This is a genomic window from Pseudomonas sp. NEEL19, from assembly GCF_028751975.1.
In the GTDB taxonomy this organism is placed as follows: domain Bacteria; phylum Pseudomonadota; class Gammaproteobacteria; order Pseudomonadales; family Pseudomonadaceae; genus Aquipseudomonas; species Aquipseudomonas juntendi.
Genome location: NZ_CP081491.1, coordinates 1,289,420 through 1,310,777, shown reverse-complemented (window position 1 = coordinate 1,310,777; position 21,358 = coordinate 1,289,420). Strand labels below are relative to the sequence as shown.

20 protein-coding genes and 1 riboswitch are annotated in these 21,358 nt (G+C 63.9%); of the genes, 6 read left to right on the top strand and 14 right to left on the bottom strand.

The features are described from left to right. Genes K4A76_RS05925 through cobO form a run of 6 tightly spaced genes read right to left on the bottom strand, consistent with a single transcriptional unit; the run spans nt 1 to nt 5,892 of the window. Nucleotides 1-1,455, bottom strand: a complete 1,455-nt coding sequence (locus K4A76_RS05925) for a cobyric acid synthase (RefSeq protein WP_054913878.1) — start codon at nt 1,453-1,455, stop codon at nt 1-3. Beyond that, complete coding sequence (cobD, locus tag K4A76_RS05920) at nt 1,452-2,444, bottom strand: threonine-phosphate decarboxylase CobD (RefSeq protein ID WP_274411723.1); 993 nt, start codon at nt 2,442-2,444, stop codon at nt 1,452-1,454. Before cobD ends, K4A76_RS05925 begins: the two co-directional genes overlap by 4 nt. Continuing rightward, entirely contained in the window at nt 2,437-3,345 is a 909-nt protein-coding gene (gene cbiB / locus K4A76_RS05915; RefSeq protein WP_274411722.1) for an adenosylcobinamide-phosphate synthase CbiB, read from the bottom strand. Before cbiB ends, cobD begins: the two co-directional genes overlap by 8 nt. After that, on the bottom strand, nt 3,342-3,992 hold the full coding sequence (gene bluB / locus K4A76_RS05910; RefSeq protein WP_274411721.1) for a 5,6-dimethylbenzimidazole synthase: 651 nt from the start codon (nt 3,990-3,992) through the stop codon (nt 3,342-3,344). Before bluB ends, cbiB begins: the two co-directional genes overlap by 4 nt. Then, nucleotides 3,989-5,284, bottom strand: coding sequence for a cobyrinate a,c-diamide synthase (locus K4A76_RS05905; RefSeq protein WP_161892412.1), 1,296 nt, complete (start codon nt 5,282-5,284; stop codon nt 3,989-3,991). The genes bluB and K4A76_RS05905 overlap by 4 nt, the downstream gene beginning before the upstream one ends. Beyond that, entirely contained in the window at nt 5,281-5,892 is a 612-nt protein-coding gene (gene cobO, locus K4A76_RS05900; protein WP_054889940.1) for a cob(I)yrinic acid a,c-diamide adenosyltransferase, read from the bottom strand. The genes K4A76_RS05905 and cobO overlap by 4 nt, the downstream gene beginning before the upstream one ends. 121 nt (nt 5,893-6,013) lie before the next feature. Next, a riboswitch (cobalamin riboswitch) is annotated at nt 6,014-6,231 on the bottom strand. A gap of 155 nt (nt 6,232-6,386) precedes the next feature. On the opposite strand from cobO, the gene K4A76_RS05895 reads away from it, so the two are divergent. Further along, nucleotides 6,387-6,965, top strand: coding sequence for a hypothetical protein (locus K4A76_RS05895; protein ID WP_029887556.1), 579 nt, complete (start codon nt 6,387-6,389; stop codon nt 6,963-6,965). Nucleotides 6,966-8,502: 1,537 nt separating this feature from the next. Beyond that, a complete protein-coding gene (locus tag K4A76_RS05890; RefSeq protein WP_274411720.1) occupies nt 8,503-9,822 on the top strand; it encodes a PQQ-dependent sugar dehydrogenase in 1,320 nt (439 codons plus the stop codon). A 16-nt stretch (nt 9,823-9,838) separates the two neighbouring features. On the opposite strand, the gene K4A76_RS05885 is transcribed toward K4A76_RS05890, so the two are convergent. The 5 genes from K4A76_RS05885 to K4A76_RS05865 form a co-directional block, all read right to left on the bottom strand. Further along, complete coding sequence (locus tag K4A76_RS05885; protein WP_161892830.1) at nt 9,839-10,375, bottom strand: C40 family peptidase; 537 nt, start codon at nt 10,373-10,375, stop codon at nt 9,839-9,841. A gap of 141 nt (nt 10,376-10,516) precedes the next feature. Continuing rightward, a complete protein-coding gene (locus K4A76_RS05880; RefSeq protein WP_009683957.1) occupies nt 10,517-11,155 on the bottom strand; it encodes a C40 family peptidase in 639 nt (212 codons plus the stop codon). Nucleotides 11,156-11,282: 127 nt separating this feature from the next. Continuing rightward, entirely contained in the window at nt 11,283-11,990 is a 708-nt protein-coding gene (gene hda, locus K4A76_RS05875; protein WP_009683956.1) for a DnaA regulatory inactivator Hda, read from the bottom strand. Between the two features lie 187 nt (nt 11,991-12,177). Then, a complete protein-coding gene (locus K4A76_RS05870; protein ID WP_047150256.1) occupies nt 12,178-13,251 on the bottom strand; it encodes an AI-2E family transporter in 1,074 nt (357 codons plus the stop codon). 12 nt (nt 13,252-13,263) lie between these two features. Next, nucleotides 13,264-14,325, bottom strand: coding sequence for a DUF2066 domain-containing protein (locus tag K4A76_RS05865; RefSeq protein ID WP_054890577.1), 1,062 nt, complete (start codon nt 14,323-14,325; stop codon nt 13,264-13,266). Between the two features lie 321 nt (nt 14,326-14,646). Between K4A76_RS05865 and purM the strand changes: the two genes are divergently transcribed. From purM to K4A76_RS05845, 4 genes are all read left to right on the top strand, one after another. Continuing rightward, nucleotides 14,647-15,705 carry a phosphoribosylformylglycinamidine cyclo-ligase gene (purM, locus tag K4A76_RS05860; protein ID WP_009683953.1) on the top strand — a complete coding sequence of 353 codons (1,059 nt, stop codon included), beginning with the start codon at nt 14,647-14,649 and terminating at the stop codon, nt 15,703-15,705. Beyond that, nucleotides 15,705-16,358 (top strand): phosphoribosylglycinamide formyltransferase, encoded by a 654-nt coding sequence (gene purN, locus K4A76_RS05855; RefSeq protein WP_161892831.1) that lies wholly within the window; start codon nt 15,705-15,707, stop codon nt 16,356-16,358. Before purM ends, purN begins: the two co-directional genes overlap by 1 nt. 8 nt (nt 16,359-16,366) lie before the next feature. Next, nucleotides 16,367-17,077: a DUF3108 domain-containing protein gene (locus tag K4A76_RS05850; RefSeq protein WP_029886606.1), complete on the top strand. Its 711-nt coding sequence runs from the start codon at nt 16,367-16,369 to the stop codon at nt 17,075-17,077. A 225-nt stretch (nt 17,078-17,302) separates the two neighbouring features. Beyond that, nucleotides 17,303-17,485 (top strand): hypothetical protein, encoded by a 183-nt coding sequence (locus K4A76_RS05845; protein WP_029886605.1) that lies wholly within the window; start codon nt 17,303-17,305, stop codon nt 17,483-17,485. Between the two features lie 45 nt (nt 17,486-17,530). On the opposite strand, the gene K4A76_RS05840 is transcribed toward K4A76_RS05845, so the two are convergent. From K4A76_RS05840 to relA, 3 genes are all read right to left on the bottom strand, one after another. Next, on the bottom strand, nt 17,531-18,070 hold the full coding sequence (locus K4A76_RS05840) for a DUF2058 domain-containing protein (protein ID WP_009684294.1): 540 nt from the start codon (nt 18,068-18,070) through the stop codon (nt 17,531-17,533). A gap of 26 nt (nt 18,071-18,096) precedes the next feature. After that, complete coding sequence (gene mazG, locus K4A76_RS05835) at nt 18,097-18,930, bottom strand: nucleoside triphosphate pyrophosphohydrolase (protein WP_009684293.1); 834 nt, start codon at nt 18,928-18,930, stop codon at nt 18,097-18,099. Nucleotides 18,931-19,054: 124 nt separating this feature from the next. Then, nucleotides 19,055-21,295, bottom strand: coding sequence for a GTP diphosphokinase (relA, locus tag K4A76_RS05830; RefSeq protein WP_009684292.1), 2,241 nt, complete (start codon nt 21,293-21,295; stop codon nt 19,055-19,057). Nucleotides 21,296-21,358: the final 63 nt, after the last annotated feature.

The following is a 21,358-nucleotide window of genomic DNA, read 5'->3' as shown; positions in this document are numbered from 1 at the left end:
TCAGGCCACCCCGCACAGTTGGCGCAACAAAGTGGTGTTCAGGTGCGCGTCCACCAGGTCGGCCAGGCGCTCGATGTCACGTTCACGCAGGGCTTCGTAATCGATGACCTGCACATCGTCCAGGCCCGCCCAGCGCAGCAGGGCGGCACATGAATGGCTGCCTTCGAACAGACCATGCAGGTACGTGGCCAGCACCTGCCCGTCGTCGCTGATGGCACCGTCGCTGCGGCCATCGGCCAACTGCACGGCAGGCTGCGCCAGGGCCGGGCCGCGGGTGACACCCGCATGGATCTCATAACCGCTCACCGCCGCAGCCTCGAGGTTCAGCGTGCCGGTGACATTACGCAACTGCTTATGGGCTTCGAGCACGGTGGCGTAGTCGAACAGGCCCAACCCGCGGCTTGAACCGGCAGCCCCTTCGAGCCCCAGCGGGTCATGCACTTCATGGCCGAGCATCTGCAGGCCGCCACAAATTCCGATCAGTTTGCCGCCATAGCGAAGGTGGCGTTCGATCGCCTTGTCCCAACCGCGCTCGCGCAGCTGTGCCAGATCGCCGCGGACGCTTTTCGAGCCAGGCAGGATGATCAGGTCGGCAGCCGGAATCGCCTGGCCAGGGCCGATAAATTGCAGGTCTACCTGCGGATGCAGGCGCAAAGGGTCGAAGTCGGTGTGGTTGCTGATACGCGGCAGCACCGGCACGATCACCTTGAGCACGCGGTCCTGCTTGCTGCCCTGGCGCATGTCGATGCCATCTTCGGCTTCAAGGTGCAGGTCGGTGACGTAGGGCAACACGCCCAGTACCGGCTTGCCGGTGCGTGCCTCCAGCCAGTCCAGCCCTGGTTGCAGCAGCGCGATATCGCCACGGAAGCGGTTGATCACAAAGCCCTGAACCCGCGCCTGCTCACTGGGCGACAGCAGTTCCAGCGTGCCCACCAGGTGGGCGAACACGCCACCACGGTTGATGTCCGCGACCAGGATCACCGGGCAGTCGACCGCTTCGGCAAAGCCCATGTTGGCGATGTCGCCCGCGCGCAGGTTGATTTCTGCCGGAGACCCCGCGCCCTCGACCATGACCACCGGCCAGGCAGCGCTCAGGCGCTGGTGCGAGGCCAGCACTGCCTGCATGGCGACAGCTTTGTAGTCGTGGTAGGCCACCGCATTCATGCTGGTGACGGCACGCCCATGGATGATCACCTGGGCGCCGGTATCACTGTTGGGCTTGAGCAATACCGGGTTCATGTCGGTGTGCGGCGCCAGCCGGCACGCCTGGGCCTGCACCGCCTGGGCGCGGCCAATTTCACCGCCATCGGCGGTTACGGCACTGTTCAGCGCCATGTTCTGCGGTTTGAACGGCACCACACCCACACCCTGGCGCAACAGCCAGCGGCACAATGCAGTTACCAGCGTGCTTTTGCCGGCGTCGGAGGTGGTGCCTTGCACCATGAGGGTGGTCATGCCGTTTCCTTTTGGTAGGCCGCCAGGGCCTGGGCCAGGCGTTGCTCATCTGCCAGGCTGGCGGGCAGCCCCAGGCGTACTGCGGCAGGCTGCTCGAACAGCCGCACCAGAATGCCGCGACGGGCGAGAAAGTCGTGCAGGTGGGCTGCGCCTGGGCTGCGTACATACTGGAACAGGTCACAGCCGCCGGTGGGCGTCAGGCCTGCGCTGTGCAACATTGCCGCCAGTCGCTGGCTGGCGGCGGCACAGCGTTCGGTTTGGGCACGCTGCGCGGCCTGGTCGGCCAGGCTGACTTGGGCCAACACCCGGGTCGGGCCGTTGACGGTCCACGGGCCAAGCAACTCGGCCAGGCGCAACAGCAGGCTGTGCTCGGCCGCCACGAAACCGAGGCGCACGCCGGCCAGGCCGAAGAACTTACCGAACGAGCGCAATACGATCAGACCAGGGCGTGCGCTGCAATCCACCACGCTGTCTGCGGGGGTATTGTCCATGAAGGCTTCATCCACCAGCAGCCAGGCACCGCGCGCAGCCAGCCGGGCGTGCCAGGCCAGCAGCTGCTCACGGGGCACGCGGCGCCCTGTGGGGTTGTTGGGGTTGACCAGCACCAGCACGTCGAGGCCGTCGAGTGCGGCCTCGACCTGTGTTTCGTCCAGCTCGAGCAACTGGTGCCCCGCCCTTTGCCAGGCATGGGGGTGCTCGGCATAGCATGGGCCCAGCACCCCGACCCGTCCGCTGGCACGCAGCAGCGGTAAGGCCTGGATCGCGGCCTGCGAGCCAGCGACTGGCAATACCTGGCTGGCGCCGTAATAGCGGCGCGCGGCCGCTTCCAGGCCGTCCTCGGTTTCCGGCAAGCGGGCCCAGGCTTCAACGGGAATGGGCGGAATGGGAAACGCCCACGGCGCAATGCCGCTGGACAGGTCCAGCCAGTGCTCACGGGCAATCCCGTATCGGTGCACTGCACGCAGCAGGCGACCGCCGTGTTCAAGCATCCAGGTAGGCCCCCAGGCAAATCACCAGCAACCACAGCCATACGCCGCGCTGCACCAGGTTCCAGCCACGCTCGATGGCGTCGGCATCGGCCGCCGGCCCCTCGCCCAGGCGTGGCCGCTCGTGCAGCTCGCCGTGGTACACCGCCGGGCCGCCGAGTTCGACACCTAGCGCACCTGCACCGGCCGCCATGACCGGGCCGGCGTTGGGGCTGTCCCACAAGGGGCCCTGCTTGCGCCAGCAGGCCACGGCCACACGGGTTTTGCCGAGCAGCGCATAAGTCAGCGCCACCAGCCTGGCGGGAATATAGTTGAGCACGTCGTCGATGCGCGCTGCGCACCAGCCAAAGCGCTCGAAACGCGCATTGCGGTAACCCCACATGGCATCGAGGGTATTGCTCAGGCGGTACAACACCACACCCGGCGCCCCGGCCACCACGAACCAGAACAGCGCAGCGAATACAGCGTCGCTGCCATTTTCCAGCACCGACTCGGTGGCTGCCCGCGCTACCGCAGGCGCGTCCAGCTCGCGGGTTTCACGGCTGACCAGAAAACCTACCCGGCGCCGCGCTTCGTCCAGGTCGCCCTGGCGCAACGCCTGAGCCACTGGCAGCACATGTTCGCCCAAGCTGCGCAGCCCCACAGCGCAGTACAACGCCAGCACATCAACCAGCCAGCCAATGCAGGGCAGCCAGGACAGCACCAGCGCCACCAGGGTCAGCGGCACCACGGCCAGAAACCAGGCGCTGACACCGTGGCTACGCCAACCGCGGCCACCGGCATTCAGGCGCCGCTCCAGGTGATTGGCCATGTAGCCGAAAGCCACCAGTGGGTGGCGGCGCTGCGGCTCGCCCAGCAACGCATCCAGGGCCACGCCAGCCACGGTCAGCATAGCCACGCTCATTGGCACTCTCCCCATTGGTTTTCGAACAGCATTTCACTCAAGGGCCGCTGCTGAGCCCAGTTTTCCTGGACCAGCATGGGTGCCGGGTAGAACGCCGTAACCGGCCCCAGGCACAGCACTGCCACCGGTTTGGCCCCCGCCGGCATACCCAGCAGGTCCGCCAGGGCCTGCGGGTCGAACAGCGACACCCAGCCCATGCCCAGGCCTTCACTACGTGCTGCCAGCCACAGGTTCTGAATGGCACAGGCCAGCGACGCCAGGTCCATTTCAGGGAGGGTACGGCGACCGAAGATGTGCGGCTCGCGTTTGTCCATCAAAGCCGCCACCAGCACCTCGGCACAGTCGTTGATGCCTTCCACCTTCAGTTTCATGAAATCGTCGGAGCGCTCGCCCAGAGCCTGGGCAGTGCGCACCCGCTCCGCCTCGACCAAGGCCTGGATCTGCCCGCGCAGTTCACGCCGGGTGATACGAATGAAACGCCAGGGCTGCATGAGCCCGACGCTCGGCGCCTGGTGAGCAGCGGCCAGCAGGCGAGCCAGCACAGCCGGCGCCACGTCCCCACCCGCGAAATGGCGCATATCGCGGCGCTCGCCAATGGCCCGGTAGATGGCAGCGCGTTCGGCGGCGCTGAAGGCGTGTTCGCTCATGGCCGTAACAGTGCCGCCGCCGCAGGCGGGTTGGACGGGAAATAGAAATGCACATAGGAGGCGGTCAGCCGCCCGATCCGGTACACCGCTTCATTGCCGCGGCCGCCGTTGGGGCTCAGGCCGCGGGCAATCGGGTCCAGCCCGGTCGTGGTCAGGGAATGGTGATAGGTGTGCCCGCGCAAGGTGCCTTCCGGCAACTCCACTGCCTGCAAGGCCAAGGCCGCCAGGCGCTTCTGCATGGTCGCCTCACCCGGCAGCAGGCCGAGCAGTTCGGCGCGCTCGCCGGCCACGTCGGTCAACGCCTCGAGCAGGTACAGCATGCCGCCACATTCGGCCAGCAGCGGCTTGCCCTGGGCATGGTGGGCGCGGATCGCTGCGCACATCGGCGCGTTCGCCGCCAGCCCGTGATGGTGCAATTCGGGGTAGCCACCTGGCAGGTACAGGCTGTCTACCGCAGGCAGTTCGCGGTCATGCAGCGGCGAGAAGAAGGCCAGTTGGGCACCCAGGCTGCGCAGCAGGTCGAGGTTGGCACCGTAGGTGAAGGCAAAAGCCTCGTCGCGTGCCACGCCGATACGCACACCGGCCAGCGAGGCTGCGCAGGCGTGTACTGCCGGCTCGGCAAAGCACACCGGTGGCGGCAGCGCCGCATCGCAACTGGCCGCCAACGCTTCGGCGGCGGCGTCCAGGCGGGCATCGAGATCGTTCAGTTCACTGGCCTGGACCAGGCCCAGGTGGCGGCTGGGCAATTCGATGCCACGCTCGCGGGACAACCCGCCATACCAGCGCAAGCCTTCGGTCAGGCTGCCTTCCAGCAGCTGTGCGTGGCGCAGGCTGCCGACCCGGTTGGCCAGCACCCCGGCAAACGGCAGGTCGGCCTGGTAGCGCGCCAGGCCCAGGGCCAGCGCGCCGAAGGTCTGGGCCATGGCCGTGCCATCGATCACTGCCAGCACCGGCACACCGAAATGGCGTGCCAGGTCGGCACTGGAGGGGGTGCCATCGAACAACCCCATCACCCCTTCGATCAGGATCAGGTCGGCCTCCCCTGCCGCTTCCCACAACAGCCGGCGGCTTTCCTCCGCGCCGATCATCCACAGGTCCAGCTGGTACACCGGCGCGCCACTGGCCCGCTCCAGAATCATGGGGTCAAGAAAGTCCGGCCCGCATTTGAACACCCGCACCTTGCGCCCGCGGTTACGGTGCAGGCGGGCCAGTGCGGCGGTGACGGTGGTCTTGCCCTGGCCGGAGGCGGGAGCCGCGATCAGCACGGCTGGGCAGTGGCGCGCCTGGCTCACAGCTCTACGCCTTTCTGTGCGCGGATGCCGGCCTGGAAGGCATGCTTGAGCATGCCCATCTCGGTCACGGTGTCGGCCAGCTCGACCATTTCAGGCTTGGCCCCGCGGCCAGTGACGATCACATGCTGCATCGGCGGCCGGGCCTGGATGTCGGACAGGACCTGGTCAAGGTCGAGGTAGCCGTGCTTGAGGGCGATGTTCAGCTCATCCAGCACCACGAACTGCACGCTGGGGTCCTGCAGCAGCTGACGGGACACCGCCCAGGCGGCTTCGGCGGCGGCGATGTCGCGCTGGCGGTCCTGGGTTTCCCAGGTGAAGCCTTCGCCCATCACGTGGTAGCGCACCTGCTCGGGGAAGCGGCGGAAGAACAGCTCTTCACCGGTGCTGTTGCGGCCTTTGATGAACTGCACCACACCACACTGCATGCCATGGCCCAGGGCCCGCGCAAGCATGCCGAAGGCCGAGCTGCTCTTGCCTTTGCCGTTGCCAGTCAGCACCAGCAGCAGGCCGCATTCGTTGGGGGAGTTGGCGATACGTTCGTCGATGACTGCCTTCTTGCGCTGCATGCGCGCCAAGTGGCGTTCGTCGCGTTCGGTGGGTTCGCTCATCAGGGTTCTCCGCTGGCTGTCACCACGGCAACGCGCGGCAATAAAGAGTAGGCAGGCAGACGGAGAACGCGCAGGGGCCATGGCAAGGGGCCACGGTGCACCGCGCATCACCCTCCGTGATGCCGTTGGCAGATATCAGGCCGGTCTCCGGGCTTGTGAGGGGGCCTTGGCCCTGGCCTGCGCGCCTTCCCGGGTAAACACCCAGTGGCCCTGCGCGGCCGCGACTCACCTACCGTTGCGGGGGCAGCGCCGGACTCGCGCCATGCTGGCGCCCACCGGCTTCCCAGTTTCACCCTGCCCAGTCGGGGCTGGCAGGGCACCTGAAACACGCGCGAAGGTTAGAGGGTTGTACCGGGAGCGTCAATCGGAGTGGGCAGGGAGTGCGTACTTGCAAAGCGGCGACGCTGGCCAATTCTCCAGGCTGTGCCACACTGATAGCACATAGCCATCACGCTCGACTGTACGCCACCACAATGACAAAAGGAGAGTGCAGCATGCGAGGCCATCTCATCAACAACCCGAACCTGGAATTCCTTGGCCCGGTGCTGGAACGCTGGGTCGACTGCATTGACCGCTGCAACCAGTTTTACGGCGATGGCGAGGCACCTTACTGGCACGGCGCGGCTGCCAATGCCGGGGTGCTGGCAGCCGCGGCGTGGGAGGCTGAGCTGGCGGCGTTACAGCAGTTTGCCGGCAAGAAGCAGCGCGATGAAGGTGACCATGAGGGGCGCTGCGATCTGTCGATCAGCAGTGCTGACCAAGTGCTGTACCTGAGCGTGGGTCAGCGGTGGCCAAGGCTGGCGAAGCTGGACATGGCAGCTGCATTGCAGGAAACCGCCGTGCGCGCCCGGCAGGTGGCCTACCCCAGCCAGTTGAAGGCGGGGGCTTTGTTCATCAGCCCATGGAAGGCTGGCCAGCACGCCAGCCCTGAAGAGTTGCAGGACATGGTCGACGACTTGCAGAAACACAGTGCGTGCGCGGTGGCCTGGTACTTCCCGTATGCGTACCGCAAGTTGCATAACGAGCTGGGGCAGTACTTTCCGGGGGTGGCGTTGTTGCTGAAGCAGGCTTGAAACAACGTGGGCGTTGAAACCGCATAGGTATTCGTTCGCGTAGGCGGCGCCTAGTCACCTTTCCGCCCTTACGACGGGTTACTTTGGTCTTGGCCAAAGTAACCAAAGCCGCCCGCTCCCGTCATCCGGCCCCTACGCTGCGCTCCGGGGTCCCCTCGCTACGGGCATGCTCCTGAAGTCGCAATCTGCAGCGCCTGAACTACCGCGCGCTAAGAAGCAAAAGCAAAAAGCAGAAGCAACAACTGCGCTTTCGTGGGTTTCGCACCACGCAACCAAACCCCGCCCAGCTTTTGATCTGGCTGTTGATCTTGATCTTGATCTTGATCTTGATCTTGATCTTGATCTTCGCGACTTCAGGAGGCCGAGCGGAGGGCATGCGGAGGGAGGTGACGGGCATGGATGCCCGTCAAGCGCTGAGGCCCCAGGGATGGGGCCTGCAGCGCGTACTCCCGGGAGCATGCCCGTAGCGAGGGAACCCCGGAGCGCAGCGCAGGGGCCGGATGACGGGAGCGCAGCGTTTTTTGGTTACTTTTTGTCGCGTTTGACAAAAAGTGACTCGCCGTAAGGGCGAAAAGGTGAATATGCGTCGCTATCGCAGCTGGAGTTTTCGCGCTATCAAAACCAGCGCCCAGGATTTCAAGCTCTGCAACAACGTGGGCGTTTACACCGCATAGGTATTCGTTCGCGTAGGCGGCGCCGAGTCACCTTTCCGCCCTTACGGCGGGTTACTTTGGTCTTGGCCAAAGTAACCAAAGCCGCCCGCTCCCGTCATCCGGCCCCTACGCTTCGCTCCGGGGTCCCCTCGCTACGGGCATGCTCCCGGGAGTACGCGCTGCAGGCCCCGTCCCTGGGGCCTCAGCGCTTGACGGGCATCCATGCCCGTCACCTCCCTCCGCATGCCCTTCGCTCGGCCTCCTGAAGTCGCAATCTGCGTCGCCTGTGCTACCGCGCGCTTAGAAGCAAAAGCAAAAAGCAGAAGCAACAGCAGCGCTTTAGTGGGTTTCGCACCACGCAACCAAACCCCGCACAGCTGTTGATCTGGCTGTTGATCTGGCTGTTGATCTTGATCTTGATCTTGATCTTCGCGACTTCAGGAGGCCGAGCGGAGGGCATGCGGAGGGAGGTGACGGGCATGGATGCCTGTCAAGCGCTGAGGCCCCAGGGACGGGGCCTGCAGCGCGTACTCCCGGGAGCATGACCGTAGTGAGGGAACCTCGGAGCGCAGCGCAGGGGCCGGATGACGGGAGCGCAGCGTTTTTTGGTTACTTTTTGTCGCGTCTGACAAAAAGTGACTCGCCGTAAGGGCGAAAAGGTGACTATGCGTCGCTATCGCAGCTGGAGTTTTCGCGCTATCAAAACCAGCGCTCAAGATTTCAAGCGCTGCAAAGGTGTGGGCGTTTACACCGCATGGGTATTCGTTCGCGTAGGCGACGCATAGGTATTCGTCCGCGTAGCAGAGGCCGCGATAAACCATCGGGAACCCTGCAAGCCCGGCCGACCTCTCACCCTCATGAGCCCGCTGCGGAGAACGCCGCCCATGAAACACCTCATGCCATGGCTGCTGGCCACCAGCCTGACCGCCTGCGGCGACACCGCCCTGCTGAGTGTAAACGACGGCACCGGCCCTTCCCCCCAGCTACCCGCCCCCGTACGCACGCCCCTGCCCACCGTGAACATCGCCCCAGCAGTAGGCTGGCCGGAACATGCAAAACCCACGGCAGCCCCCGGCCTTCAGGTGAACGCGTTCGCCAGCGGCCTCGACCACCCCCGCTGGCTGTACCTGCTGCCAAACGGCGACGTTCTCGTGGCCGAGACCAATGCCCCACCCAAGCCGGATGACGCCAAGGGCCTGCGCGGCTGGACCATGAAAAAGGTCATGGCCCGTGCAGGGGCTGGCGTACCCAGCGCCAACCGCATCACGTTGCTGCGCGATGCGGATCACGATGGTTCGGCAGAAACCCAGGTGCCGTTCATCGAAGGGCTGAACTCACCGTTCGGCATGGCCTTGATAGGCGAGGATCTCTACATCGCCGACACCGACAAGCTGCTGCGTTTTCATTACCAAAGCGGCGCAACACACATCACCGACAAAGGCCAGGTGGTGACTGCGCTACCCGGCGGCCCGCTGAACCACCACTGGACCAAGAACGTGATCGCCAGCCCCGATGGCAAACACCTTTACGTGACAGTCGGTTCAAACAGCAATGTCGCCGAGAACGGAATGGACAAGGAACAAGGGCGGGCTGCGATCTGGGAAGTGAACCCGGCCAACGGCCAGCACCGGTTGTTCGCCACCGGGCTGCGCAACCCCAACGGCCTGGCCTGGGAGCCGAACAGCGGCAGCCTGTGGACTGCCGTCAATGAACGCGACGAAATCGGCAGCGACCTGGTGCCCGATTACATCACCTCCGTGAAGGACGGCGGCTTTTATGGCTGGCCCTACAGTTACTACGGCCAGCATGTGGACAGCCGTGTGCAACCGCCCGCGCCGCAAAAGGTAGCCCAGGCGCTGGTCCCCGATTATGCCGTGGGGCCGCACACCGCCTCGCTGGGGCTGGCGTTCGCCGAACCGGGTGCGCTGCCTGCGCCATTCCAGCGCGGCGCGTTCGTCGGGCAACATGGCTCTTGGAACCGCAAGCCTCACAGTGGCTACAAGGTCATTTTCGTGCCGTTCGACCGCGCAGGCAAACCTGCAGGCAGCCCGGTGGACCTGCTGAGCGGCTTCCTGGATGAACAGGGCCAGGCCAAGGGGCGCCCGGTCGGTGTCATCAACGATGGACGCGGAGCGGTGCTGGTGGCAGACGATGTGGGCAACGTGGTCTGGCGGGTGAGCAAGGCAGCCGCCACTGCGCCGTAGCCCCGATCCCCTGCTATCAGGGGTTCTGCGCCAGGTGCCCTTGTGGAATCACCCGCTTGGCCTGCAGGTAGGCTTTGGCCCAGTAGCTGTTGGACAGGTAGTCCAGGCGCACGGTGCCACCCGTGGAAGGGGCATGCACGAAGCGCCCATCACCTACGTAGATACCTGCATGGCTGACTTGCGAGCCGCCACTGGTAGCGAAGAACACCAGGTCACCGGACTGCAACGCGTTGAGGTTTACGGTGGGCGCCCGCATGACGATCATCTCCCGCGTCGAGCGCGGCAGGCTGATGCCGGCGGCATCCCGGTAAACGTACTTGATCAGGCCGCTGCAATCGAAGCCGGAATCCGGCGTATTGCCACCCCAGCGGTAGGGCGTGCCCACCAGACCAATGGCGCGAATCAACACGTCATCGGCAACCGGCGAAGGGCTGGCCTGGCTATAGGAGGTGACCTGGGGCTTTATTACAGGGACCGGCGCAGGGGCACGGCTGGAACAGGCAGCCAGCAAGGTTGCCAAGGAGAGGAATGCGAAGCGCGCCATCGTTGCCATGGCCATAACTTCCTGTCTGAGACCGCTGCGCTGCAGCTGAAAAGAGTTGAGAAATTAGATTAGACGCTTTCTGTAAATGCGCACGGCGGCGAGCTTTTTTTCAAAAGCACCGCCGCCGTGGCAGGGTACAGCATTTTGCCATCAGTTGCGCGCGATGTTGGTCGGCGCCATGGCCAAGGCGCGCTTGGCTTCAATGAAGGTCTTGCTCCAGTAGCGGTCACCGAGGCTGTCGATGCGCACGCCACCGCTGCGGCGGCTGCTGGAGTGGATGAACTGGTTGTCACCCAGGTAGATGCCGGCATGGCTGACGCGACCGCGGCCATTGGTGCTGAAGAACAGCAGGTCACCTGGCTTGAGTTTGTTGCGCGCCACTTTCGGGGCATCGACGTTGATCATTTCACGCGTGGAGCGCGGCAGGGTCATGCCCGCCTCTTCGCGGAACAGATAACCGATGAAGCCACTGCAGTCGAAGCCGGACTTTTCCGAGGTACCGCCGAAGCGATAACGGGTGCCGATCAACGACATGCCGCGTTCCAGGATGCTGTCGGCCAGAACCGGCAGCTGGTAAGGCTTGCTGCTGGAGAACGACGCCAGGTCATCTTCGGTAGCCAGCTCTTCCGGTTCGCCGAATACCGACGAAGGCGAGGCTTGGGTTTTAACTGCCGCCTGAGCGGCGACAGGGGTGTGATCCTGGGGCTGGGAAACCGGGCCTTGGGCCGCGCAGCCAAAAAGCAGGGTCACGAGTGCGAGTGGCACGAGGGGTGCAAAGCGCTTCAGCATGGGCACGACCGTGTCTGTAATCCTTTAGAAGGGGGAAACTATGCCCTCTATCATGGCCATTTGCAAATTTTATCGAAAAAGATGTGACTTTTTCGTTTTGCTGCTCTGGCCCAAGGATTTCAGGGGGTTACCAGCCGAGGGTTTCCTTGAGGAAAGGGATGGTGAGCTTGCGTTGGGCCTGCAGCGATGCCTGGTCGAGGCGCTCGAGCAGGTCGAACAGCGCACTCATGCTGCGTGCACCGCGGGTAAGGATGAAATGCCCGACTTCGTCGGTGAGGTGCAGGCCGCGGCGCGAGGCACGCAGTTGTAGCGCACGCAGCTTGTCTTCATCGGACAGGCCACGCATCTGGAACACCAGGGCCAGGGTCAGCCGCGACTTCAGGTCCGGCAACTTGACCGGCAGTTCGCGGGGTGATGCCGAGGCGGCCAGCAACAGCCGTCGGCCGCTGTCACGCAGGCGGTTGAACAGGTGGAACATGGCCTCTTCCCAGTCTGGCTTGCCGGCGATCACATGCAGATCGTCTATGCAGACCAGTTCATACTGGGCCAGGTAGTCGAGCAGCCCTACGCCACGCTCGAGCAGTTGCGCCAGTGGCAGGTAGACCGCAGGCTCACCGCGCTGCTGGAAGCGGTGCGTGGCGGCCTGCAGCAGGTGGCTACGGCCAACACCCTGCTTGCCCCACAGGTAGATAAGGCTTTCGGTCCAGCCGGCGTCGGCTTCGCACAACCGCTCGACGTAGCCCAATGCCGCAGCATTGGCGCCCGGATAGTAGTTGATGAAGGTGGCGTCATCGCGCAGGCGCACACCCAGGGGCAACTGGATCGGTGGTTTCATGCTCGCGGGCAGTCGATGAGACCGCAGGGGGCCTTAGGTGAACAATCTGCAAAGTCTATACCCGCAACGCGGGGCGCACAATCGCGGCAACCGATAGCGCAAGCAAAATCAACAGGTTGCGCTGCAACGCCCGACACTGCGCCACGACAGGAGCGCCCCTCATGAAGCCGCGACGCGGTGGCCGGGGTTACAGCTCTGGGTCGACGTCCCCGGCATACATGTCCGACTCTTTATAAAGATCATGCACATGCCGCAGCAGCACCATGATCACCGCCGCCACCGGCAGCGCCAGCAATACCCCGGTAAAGCCGAACAGCTCGCCCCCCGCGAGGATGGCGAAGATCACCGCCACCGGGTGCAAGCCGATGCGGTCACCCACCAGCAACGGTGTCAGCACCATGCCTTCCAGTGCCTGCCCGATGACGAACACCGCGACAATGCCCAGCATCGGGTACAGGTCGCCGCCAAACTGGAACAGCCCGGCCACCAGCGCCGCGCCGATGCCGATGATGAAACCCATGTACGGCACGATGGCCGCCAAGCCGGCGAGCATGCCGATCAGCAGGCCCAGTTCCAGGCCCACCAGCATCAGCCCCACCGAATAGATGATGCCCAACGCCACCATCACCAGCAGCTGCCCGCGAACGAAGGCCCCCAGTACTTCATGGCACTCGCCAGCCAGGCCGACTATCTGGGGTTCCTGTTGGCGGGGCAACAGGCTGCGCAGTTTGGCCATCATCAGGTCCCAGTCCCGCAGCAGGTAGAAGCCCACGACCGGAATCATCACCATGTTGGCCAGCCAGGCGATCAGCGCCAGGCTCGAAGCGGTCGCCTGCGACAACACCACCCCGACAATGTCGGTGGTCTGGCCCATGTGCTCGCTGATAGCCGACTTGATCTTGTCGAACTTCCAGAAACCATCGGCCAGGCCAAGCCGCTGCTGCACCCACGGCAAGGCCACGTGCTGCAACCAGTCAAGCATCTGCGGCGCCAGCTCGTACAAGCGCACCAGCTGCTTGGCCAGCATCGGCACCAGCACCAGCAACAACGCCATGAACAGCAAGGTGAACAGCGCGAACACCACCACCACACCCCAGGTCCGCGACAGCCCGCGGCGCTCCAGCCAATCAACCAGCGGGTCGGCCAGGTAGGCCAGCAGAATACCGATCAGAAAGGGCGTGAGAATGTTGTGCAAGCTATAGAGCAGCACGACAACCAGCAGTATGGCGCCCAGCCAGATCCAGCGACGCAGGTCAGTCAATGTCAGTACTCCTTACCAACGAAAACGCAGGCCGTCGAACGGCGGGGGTGTGGGTTGAGGCTCGGTAGCCGGGGCCTGGCCACCCGTAGGCACCGGCGTGGCCGGTACTGCGGCGGTTTGTTCCACCGGCAGCTCCTGCAACTTGGCCAGGCCCAGTTGGGCACGCAATTGCTCACGGTTGCCGGTCACGCCGTAGGTCAGGGTGGTGCCATCAGCCAACTGCAAGCGTGGGCCATAGGGTTCCAGCACCCGAGCCAACTCGGCGTAGCGCTGCAGGTTCATCCCCTGCACCTGCACCTGCAACTGGCTGCTGGCCCCCGGCCGGGTGACATAACGCGGTGCAAGGCGGTTGCCCACCGCCAGCATCACGGCATCAGCCAGTGCGGCCTGGTCGGCGCCTTCGGCAGTGCCCTGCTCACGCTGGTCACCCAGCCACAGTTGCCATTTACCTTGCCACTTGCCATCGGCTTCCTGGGCATGCACCGCCAGCATGGCGTCGGCGCCGTAACGCTCGGCGGCCTCGCGCAGCGGCGCCGGGTCGCTGCCTTCGAGTTGCTTGGCATTGGCTACCAATTGCTCCTGCAGGTCGGCCAGCGGCAGGCGCAGCGGCAAACCGCGGTGCTGGGCGGCACGCCGCAGTGGCTGGGCACTGGGCTGGCCATCACCTACCAGGCTGCTGCCTTCGACACTGTCATTGAGCCACCAGCTGAGGATCGACGGCCGGTTGCTCCCCCACAAGGCCAGGCCGGCCTTGCGCAGTGCGCGCTCGGTACTGCCCGGGTCGAACTCGACCACAACCGATTCCGGCGGGCCCGCCTCGGTGCCGACCTGGTTGATGATTTGCTGCGGGTCTTTGCGCAGGCCCGCCAACCCTGGGCTTTGCACCGCCTTGGGGTCACCGGTCAGGCGCAGGATGAGGGTTTCGAGGGCCTTGCCGGTAGCGGCTGTACGCGCTTCGGCGCCCTGCCCCGCAAGCGGTTCGTGCACCTGGTAAAGGTCGGAGACGTTTTCAGCCATGGCGGCGGCCGACACAAGGGCCAGGCAACCGGCTGCCAGAATAGAGATCAAGCGCATCGAGGATTCCGTCCAGTCGTGCTTCAAGCCGTGAGCTTCACGCTACAAGCTTAATGCAGCGACAGCGCGGCGCTGCATTTTCTTGCGGCCTGAGGCTCGCTGGTTGCAGCTTATACATATGCAACCCCATCAACCACCCCGGGCCATTTTTCAGCAATTTACCGGCCTGCCCGTCGGCCTGAGGATGGCCGCTGCCCGGCAACCCTGATAAAATCGCGCGCCTTCACAGACCACTGACGTTTCAGGCAGCCGTCGCTCACCCGCCGGCCTTGGCCGCCATGGTCGTTTTTAAGAATCCCTCCCTCCTAAAGGCCTGGATCAATGAGCAAGCAACCCTCCCTGAGCTACAAGGACGCCGGTGTAGACATCGACGCCGGCGAAGCACTGGTCGAACGCATCAAGGGCGTGGCAAAACGCACCGCACGCCCTGAAGTCATGGGTGGCCTGGGCGGCTTCGGCGCCCTTTGCGAGATCCCGGCCGGCTACAAGCAGCCGGTGCTGGTCTCCGGCACCGACGGCGTCGGCACCAAGCTGCGCCTGGCGCTGAACCTGAACAAGCACGACAGCATCGGCCAGGACCTGGTCGCCATGTGCGTCAACGACCTGGTGGTGTGCGGCGCCGAGCCGCTGTTCTTCCTCGACTACTACGCCACCGGCAAGCTCAATGTCGACGTGGCTGCCACCGTGGTCACCGGCATCGGTGCCGGTTGCGAACTGGCCGGCTGCTCGCTGGTCGGTGGTGAAACCGCCGAAATGCCTGGCATGTACGAAGGCGAAGACTACGACCTGGCCGGTTTCTGCGTGGGCGTGGTGGAAAAGGCCGACATCATCGACGGTTCCAAGGTTGCCACCGGCGATGCACTGATCGCCCTGCCGTCCTCCGGCCCGCACTCCAACGGCTACTCGCTGATCCGCAAGATCCTCGAAGTGTCGGCCACCGACATCGAGAACACCCAGCTGGGCGGCACCCCGCTGACCGACCTGCTGATGGCCCCGACCCGCATCTACGTCAAGCCGCTGCTGCAGCTGATCAAGAACACCGGCGCAGTCAAAGCCATGGCCCACATCACCGGTGGCGGCCTGCTCGACAACATCCCGCGCGTACTGCCGAAAAACGCCCAGGCCGTGGTAGACGTGGCCAGCTGGCAGCGCCCGGCGGTGTTCGACTTCCTGCAGGAAAAAGGCAACGTCGACGAGCACGAAATGCACCGCGTGCTGAACTGTGGCGTTGGCATGGTCATCTGCGTCGCCCAGGACCAGGTCGAAGCGGCCCTGAACGAACTGCGCGCCGCCGGTGAACAGCCATGGGTCATCGGCCACATCGCCGAAGCCGCCGAAGGCGCCGCCCAGGTCGAGCTGCAGAACCTCAAGGCACACTGATGCCGAGCAAGACCTGCAATGTAGTGGTACTGCTGTCGGGTTCCGGCAGCAACCTGCAAGCCATGATCGACAGTTGCCAAGGCCAGGACAGCCCGGTGCGCATTCGTGCGGTGGTCTCCAACCGCGCCGATGCCTTCGGCCTGCAACGCGCCGCAGCCGCCGGCATTGAAAGCGCGGTGCTCGACCACACCCGGTTCGACGGCCGTGAAGCCTTCGATGCAGCGCTGATGGCGTGCATCGACGGCTTTGCCCCGGACCTGGTGGTGCTGGCCGGGTTCATGCGCATCCTCAGTGGCGACTTCGTGCGCCACTATCAGGGCCGCCTGCTCAATATCCACCCGTCGTTGCTGCCCAGGTACAAAGGCCTGCATACCCACCGCCGGGCGCTGGAGGCGGGCGACGCCGAGCATGGCTGCAGCGTACACTTCGTGACTGAGGAACTCGATGGCGGCCCACTGGTCGTACAGGCAGTAGTCCCGGTGGCGCCAGACGACACCGTCGAAAGCCTGGCCCAGCGGGTTCACCAGCAGGAACACCTGATCTACCCGCTGGCAGTGCGCTGGTTTGCCGAAGGCCGCTTGCGCCTTGCTGAACAGGGTGCATTACTGGACGGCCAGCCGCTGGCGGCCAGCGGTCACTTGATTCGATCCTAGGAGAACTTATGCGTCGTGCCCTGCTCTTGGCTCTCGCCGTGCTCGCCCTGCCGCTCCAGGCAGCTGATCTGAAGCCCTTCTCGGCCAGCTACACCGCCGACTGGAAGCAACTGCCCATGAGCGGCACCGCCGAGCGCAGCCTGGTCAAAAATGCCAACGGTACCTGGGACCTTAACTTCAAGGCTTCCATGATGATCGCCAGCCTGACCGAGCAAAGCACCCTGCGCCTGGAAAACGACACCCTGCTGCCACAGAAGTATCACTTCGAGCGTGGTGGCCTGGGCAAGGCCAAGAAGGTCGACCTGAACTTCGACTGGAACACCAAGAAGATTACCGGTAGCGACCGGGGCGACGCCATTACCCTGCCGCTCAACCGCGGCGTACTGGACAAGTCTTCCTACCAGCTTGCCTTGCAGCATGACGTGGCGGCAGGCAAGAAGAGCATGACTTACCAGGTAGTCGATGGCGACGAGATCGACAATTACGACTTCCGCGTGCTGGGCACTGAAAAAGTCACCACCAAGACCGGCCAGGTCGATGCGGTGAAGGTCGAGCGCGTGCGCGACCCGAGCCAGAGCAAGCGCATCACCGAGCTGTGGTTTGCCAAGAACTGGGACTACCTGCTGGTGCAACTGCGCCAGGTGGAGACCGATGGCAAGGAGTATGTGATCGTGCTGCAGGATGGCACGGTCGATGGCAAGCCGGTGAAGGGTAACTGAGCCAGCGTTGCCAGTGACATCCGATAGCCCCGCCTAGTGCGGGGCTTTTTTCTGCCCGGGTTTCTGGGTGGCCCGTACTGGCCCTATCGCCGGCCCAGGCACTACACCTTTGAGCCTTCATGAAACTTGTTTCATGCCCATTTTATTTACTTAGGCTGCTAACAAACTCTATAAAGAAGGTGTGCGACAGAGTGTCGCAGCCCTCTCAAGAAGTGGAGTTTAACGATGACAGTCCAAGTAACCGAACGCGACGAATCGAAAATGTCCCACGAAGGCGTGGCCGCTGGCGTACGCATCTGGGATGTGCACCAGCAAGGTCAACTGGTCGGCATGTTCCACAATGAACACGAGGCCCACCAGTACCGGGCAGAGCTCGAGAACCTGGAAAACCAGCGCACCACGCAATGACCCCATTCGTCATGAAAAACCCCGCCGAAGCGGGGTTTTTCGTATTTACCACATCAGATCGTCAGGGATCTTGTAGGCCGCGTACGGGTCATCTTCGTCCGCTTCCTCGACATGGGTGTTCAGCAACAGGATACGGCTGGGGTCGCGTTCCTGGATCTTCACCGCTGCTTCGCGCGGGATCACCTCGTAACCGCCGGCATGGGCCACTACCGCCAGCGCACCGTTGCTCAGCTTGGTACGCATCAGCGCGTTGACGGCGATACGCTTGACCTTCTTGTCGTCAACGAAGTTGTAATAGTCCTCAGTGCTCAGCTTGGGCAGGCGAGTGGCTTCGATCAGTTGCTTGATCTGTGCGGCACGGGCCTTCTGCTCCGCCTTTTCCTGCTGCTGGCGGTTCAGCTCCTGGTCGCGCTTGACCTTTTCGGCCATGGCTTCCTTGGCCAAACGCTGCTGGCTGTCGTCGACGTCGACCTGGCCTTTGTGCTCCATGCGCTTCTGTTTCTTTTCAGCTTTGTTGGTCTGCGAGACCTGTTTCTGGTTGACCAGACCGGCTTTGAGCAATTGGTCGCGAAGGGAAAGGCTCATGAATGTTCACTCACTTATGCAACAGCTCAGCCGCAGCTGGGCAGGTTCTTTTCCTGACGCTTGGCTTCGCCCCACAGGGCGTCCAGCTCGTCAAGGTTACACGCTTCAATAGGGCGACCGCTGTCGCGCAATGCCTGTTCGATAAAGCGGAAACGGCGCTCGAACTTGCGATTGGCGCGGCGCAGGGCATGTTCCGGGTCTTGCTTGAGGTGGCGCGCCAGGTTCACGGCCGCGAACAGCAGGTCACCGACCTCATCTTCGAGCGCATCGGCATCGCCATCGGCCATGGCCTGCAGCACTTCGTCCAGTTCTTCACGGACCTTGTCCAGCACCGGCAGCGCTGCGGGCCAGTCGAAGCCGACCGTGGCCGCACGCTTTTGCAGTTTGGCCGCCCGCGACAGCGCCGGCAAGGTCGTGGGTACGTCGTCGAGCAGGGACAACTGCTCAGGCAGGCTTTTTTCCGCCCGTTCCTGGGCCTTGATTTCTTCCCAGCGCGACTTGACCTGGGCCTCGCTCAAGCGGGGGGTGTCCAGCGGCGCATACAGCTCACCCGTTGGGAACACATGCGGGTGGCGCCGAATGAGCTTGCGGGTGATGCTGTCGACCACGCCATCGAACTCGAAACGCCCCTCCTCCCTGGCCAGCTGGCTGTAGTAGACCACCTGGAACAGCAAGTCGCCCAGCTCACCTTGCAGGTGCTCGAAGTCACCGCGCTCGATGGTGTCGGCGACTTCGTAGGCCTCTTCGAGGGTATGCGGGACGATGCTCGCGTAGTTCTGCTGCAGGTCCCATGGGCAACCGTACTGCGGGTCGCGCAGGCGGGCCATGAGGTGCAGCAGGTCTTCGAGGGTGTAGGTCATTCAGGCAGGTCCTTCGGTGGTGGCTTCTTCGCAGGCTTGCCCGCTGCCACAGGATGGGTGCAGGTTTCGAAAACTGCACCGTACCTGTGGGAGCGGGCAAGCCCGCGAAGCAGGCGCCGCGGTCTCAAGGGGTACGATTACGCCGCGTCTCGATGATGTTCGGCAACTGCGAGATGCGCCCCAACAACCGCCCCAGCGCGTCCAGGCCTGGAATTTCGATGGTCAGCGACATCAGCGCGGTGTTGTCTTCCTTGTTCGAGCGGGTGTTCACCGCCAGCACGTTGATTTTCTCGTTCAGCAGCACCTGCGACACATCGCGCAGCAACCCCGGGCGGTCGTAGGCACGGATGACGATGTCGACCGGGTAGGTCTGCACCGGTATCGGCCCCCAGCTCACCTGGATCATGCGCTCCGGTTCCTTGCCTGCCAGTTGCAGCACCGAGGCGCAATCCTGGCGGTGAATGCTCACGCCACGGCCTTGCGTGATGTAACCGACGATGGCATCGCCCGGCAGTGGCTGGCAGCAGCCGGCCATCTGCGTCAGCAGGTTGCCAACCCCCTGGATCTGGATGTCGCCACGCTTGCCGGATCGCGGCCCGGCAGGCTTGCGCGGCACCAGTTCGATCTGCTCGATGCGCTCGGGCTCCAGCAACTGCTGGGCAGCGTTGACCAGGTGCGCCAGGCGCAGGTCGCCAGCACCGAGCGAAGCGAACATGTCTTCGGCGGTCTTGACGTTGGTTTTCTCCGCCAGGCGCTCGAAGTCCACCTGCGGCAGGCCCAGGCGGCTGAGCTCCCGTTCGAGCAAGGTCTTGCCGGCGGCCACGTTCTGGTCGCGCGCCTGCAGCTTGAACCAGTGTACGATCTTGGCCCGGGCCCGCGACGTGGTGACATAGCCCAGGTTGGAGTTCAACCAGTCACGGCTCGGGTTGCCGTGCTTGCTGGTGATGATCTCGACCTGCTCGCCCGTCTGCAGGCTGTAGTTAAGCGGCACGATCCGGCCGTTGATCTTGGCGCCGCGGCAGTTGTGGCCGATTTCGGTGTGCACGCGGTAGGCGAAGTCCAGCGGTGTCGCACCTTTGGGCAGGTCAATGGCATGCCCGTCCGGGGTGAACACATAAACCCGGTCCGGCTCGATGTCGACCCGCAGTTGCTCGGCCAGGCCACCGATGTCGCCCAGCTCTTCGTGCCATTCCAGCACCTGGCGCAGCCAGGAGATCTTTTCTTCGTAGTGGTTGGAGCTTGGCTTGACGTCGGTGCCTTTGTAGCGCCAGTGGGCACACACGCCAAGCTCGGCTTCCTCGTGCATGCCGTGGGTACGGATCTGCACTTCCAGCACCTTGCCCTCAGGCCCGATTACCGCCGTGTGCAACGAGCGATAGCCGTTCTCCTTGGGGTTGGCGATGTAGTCGTCGAACTCTTTGGGGATGTGCCGCCACAAGGTGTGGACGATGCCCAGTGCGGTATAGCAGTCGCGAATTTCCGGCACCAGCACACGCACGGCGCGCACATCGTAGATCTGGCTGAATTCCAGGCCTTTGCGCTTCATCTTGCGCCAGATCGAATAAATGTGTTTTGCCCGGCCGCTGATGTCGGCTTTCACCCCGGTGGCCAGCAGTTCGTTCTGCAACTGGTTCATCACGTCGCTGATGAACCGCTCGCGGTCCAGCCGGCGCTCGTGCAGCAACTTGGCGATCTGTTTGTACTGCTCGGGCTCCAGGTAGCGGAAGGACAAGTCCTCCAGCTCCCACTTGATATGGCCGATACCCAGGCGGTGCGCCAACGGCGCATAGATGTCGAACACCTCGCGCGCGACGCGCAGGCGTTTCTCATCGTCGGCCGCCTTGACCGCACGGATGGCGCAGGTCCGCTCGGCCAGCTTGATCAGCGCCACGCGTACGTCGTCGACCATGGCCACAAGCATCTTGCGCAGGTTTTCGACCTGCGCCTGCGAGCCCAATACCAGCGACTGCCGCGGGCTGAGGCTGGCGCTGATGGCGGCCATGCGCAGCACGCCGTCGATCAGCTTCGAGACCACCGGCCCAAAGCGCTGGCTGACCTCGGCCAGCGTGACCTTCCCCTCGCGCACCGAACGGTAGATGACCGCGGCCACCAACGAATCCTGGTCGAGCTTGAGGTCGGCGAGGATTTCGGCAATTTCCAGCCCTGCCTGAAAGCTGGACGTGCCGTCCGCCCAGGAATGCTTGGCGGGGTTGCCCTTTTTTTCGACCTCGTGAGCAAACTCGCAGGCTTCTTTCAGCGCTGCGCGATCCAGTGCCGAATCGACACTTACCACATGATCCAGCCATGCATCGAGATTGATACTGCCGTCCGTGTTGACCGGCTGGTGCACTCTCACCTGTACCATCTTGTTTTACCTTTCCATACAGCGCTGCACTCACGGCGGCGCTGGCGATCACCGTACAGCCAC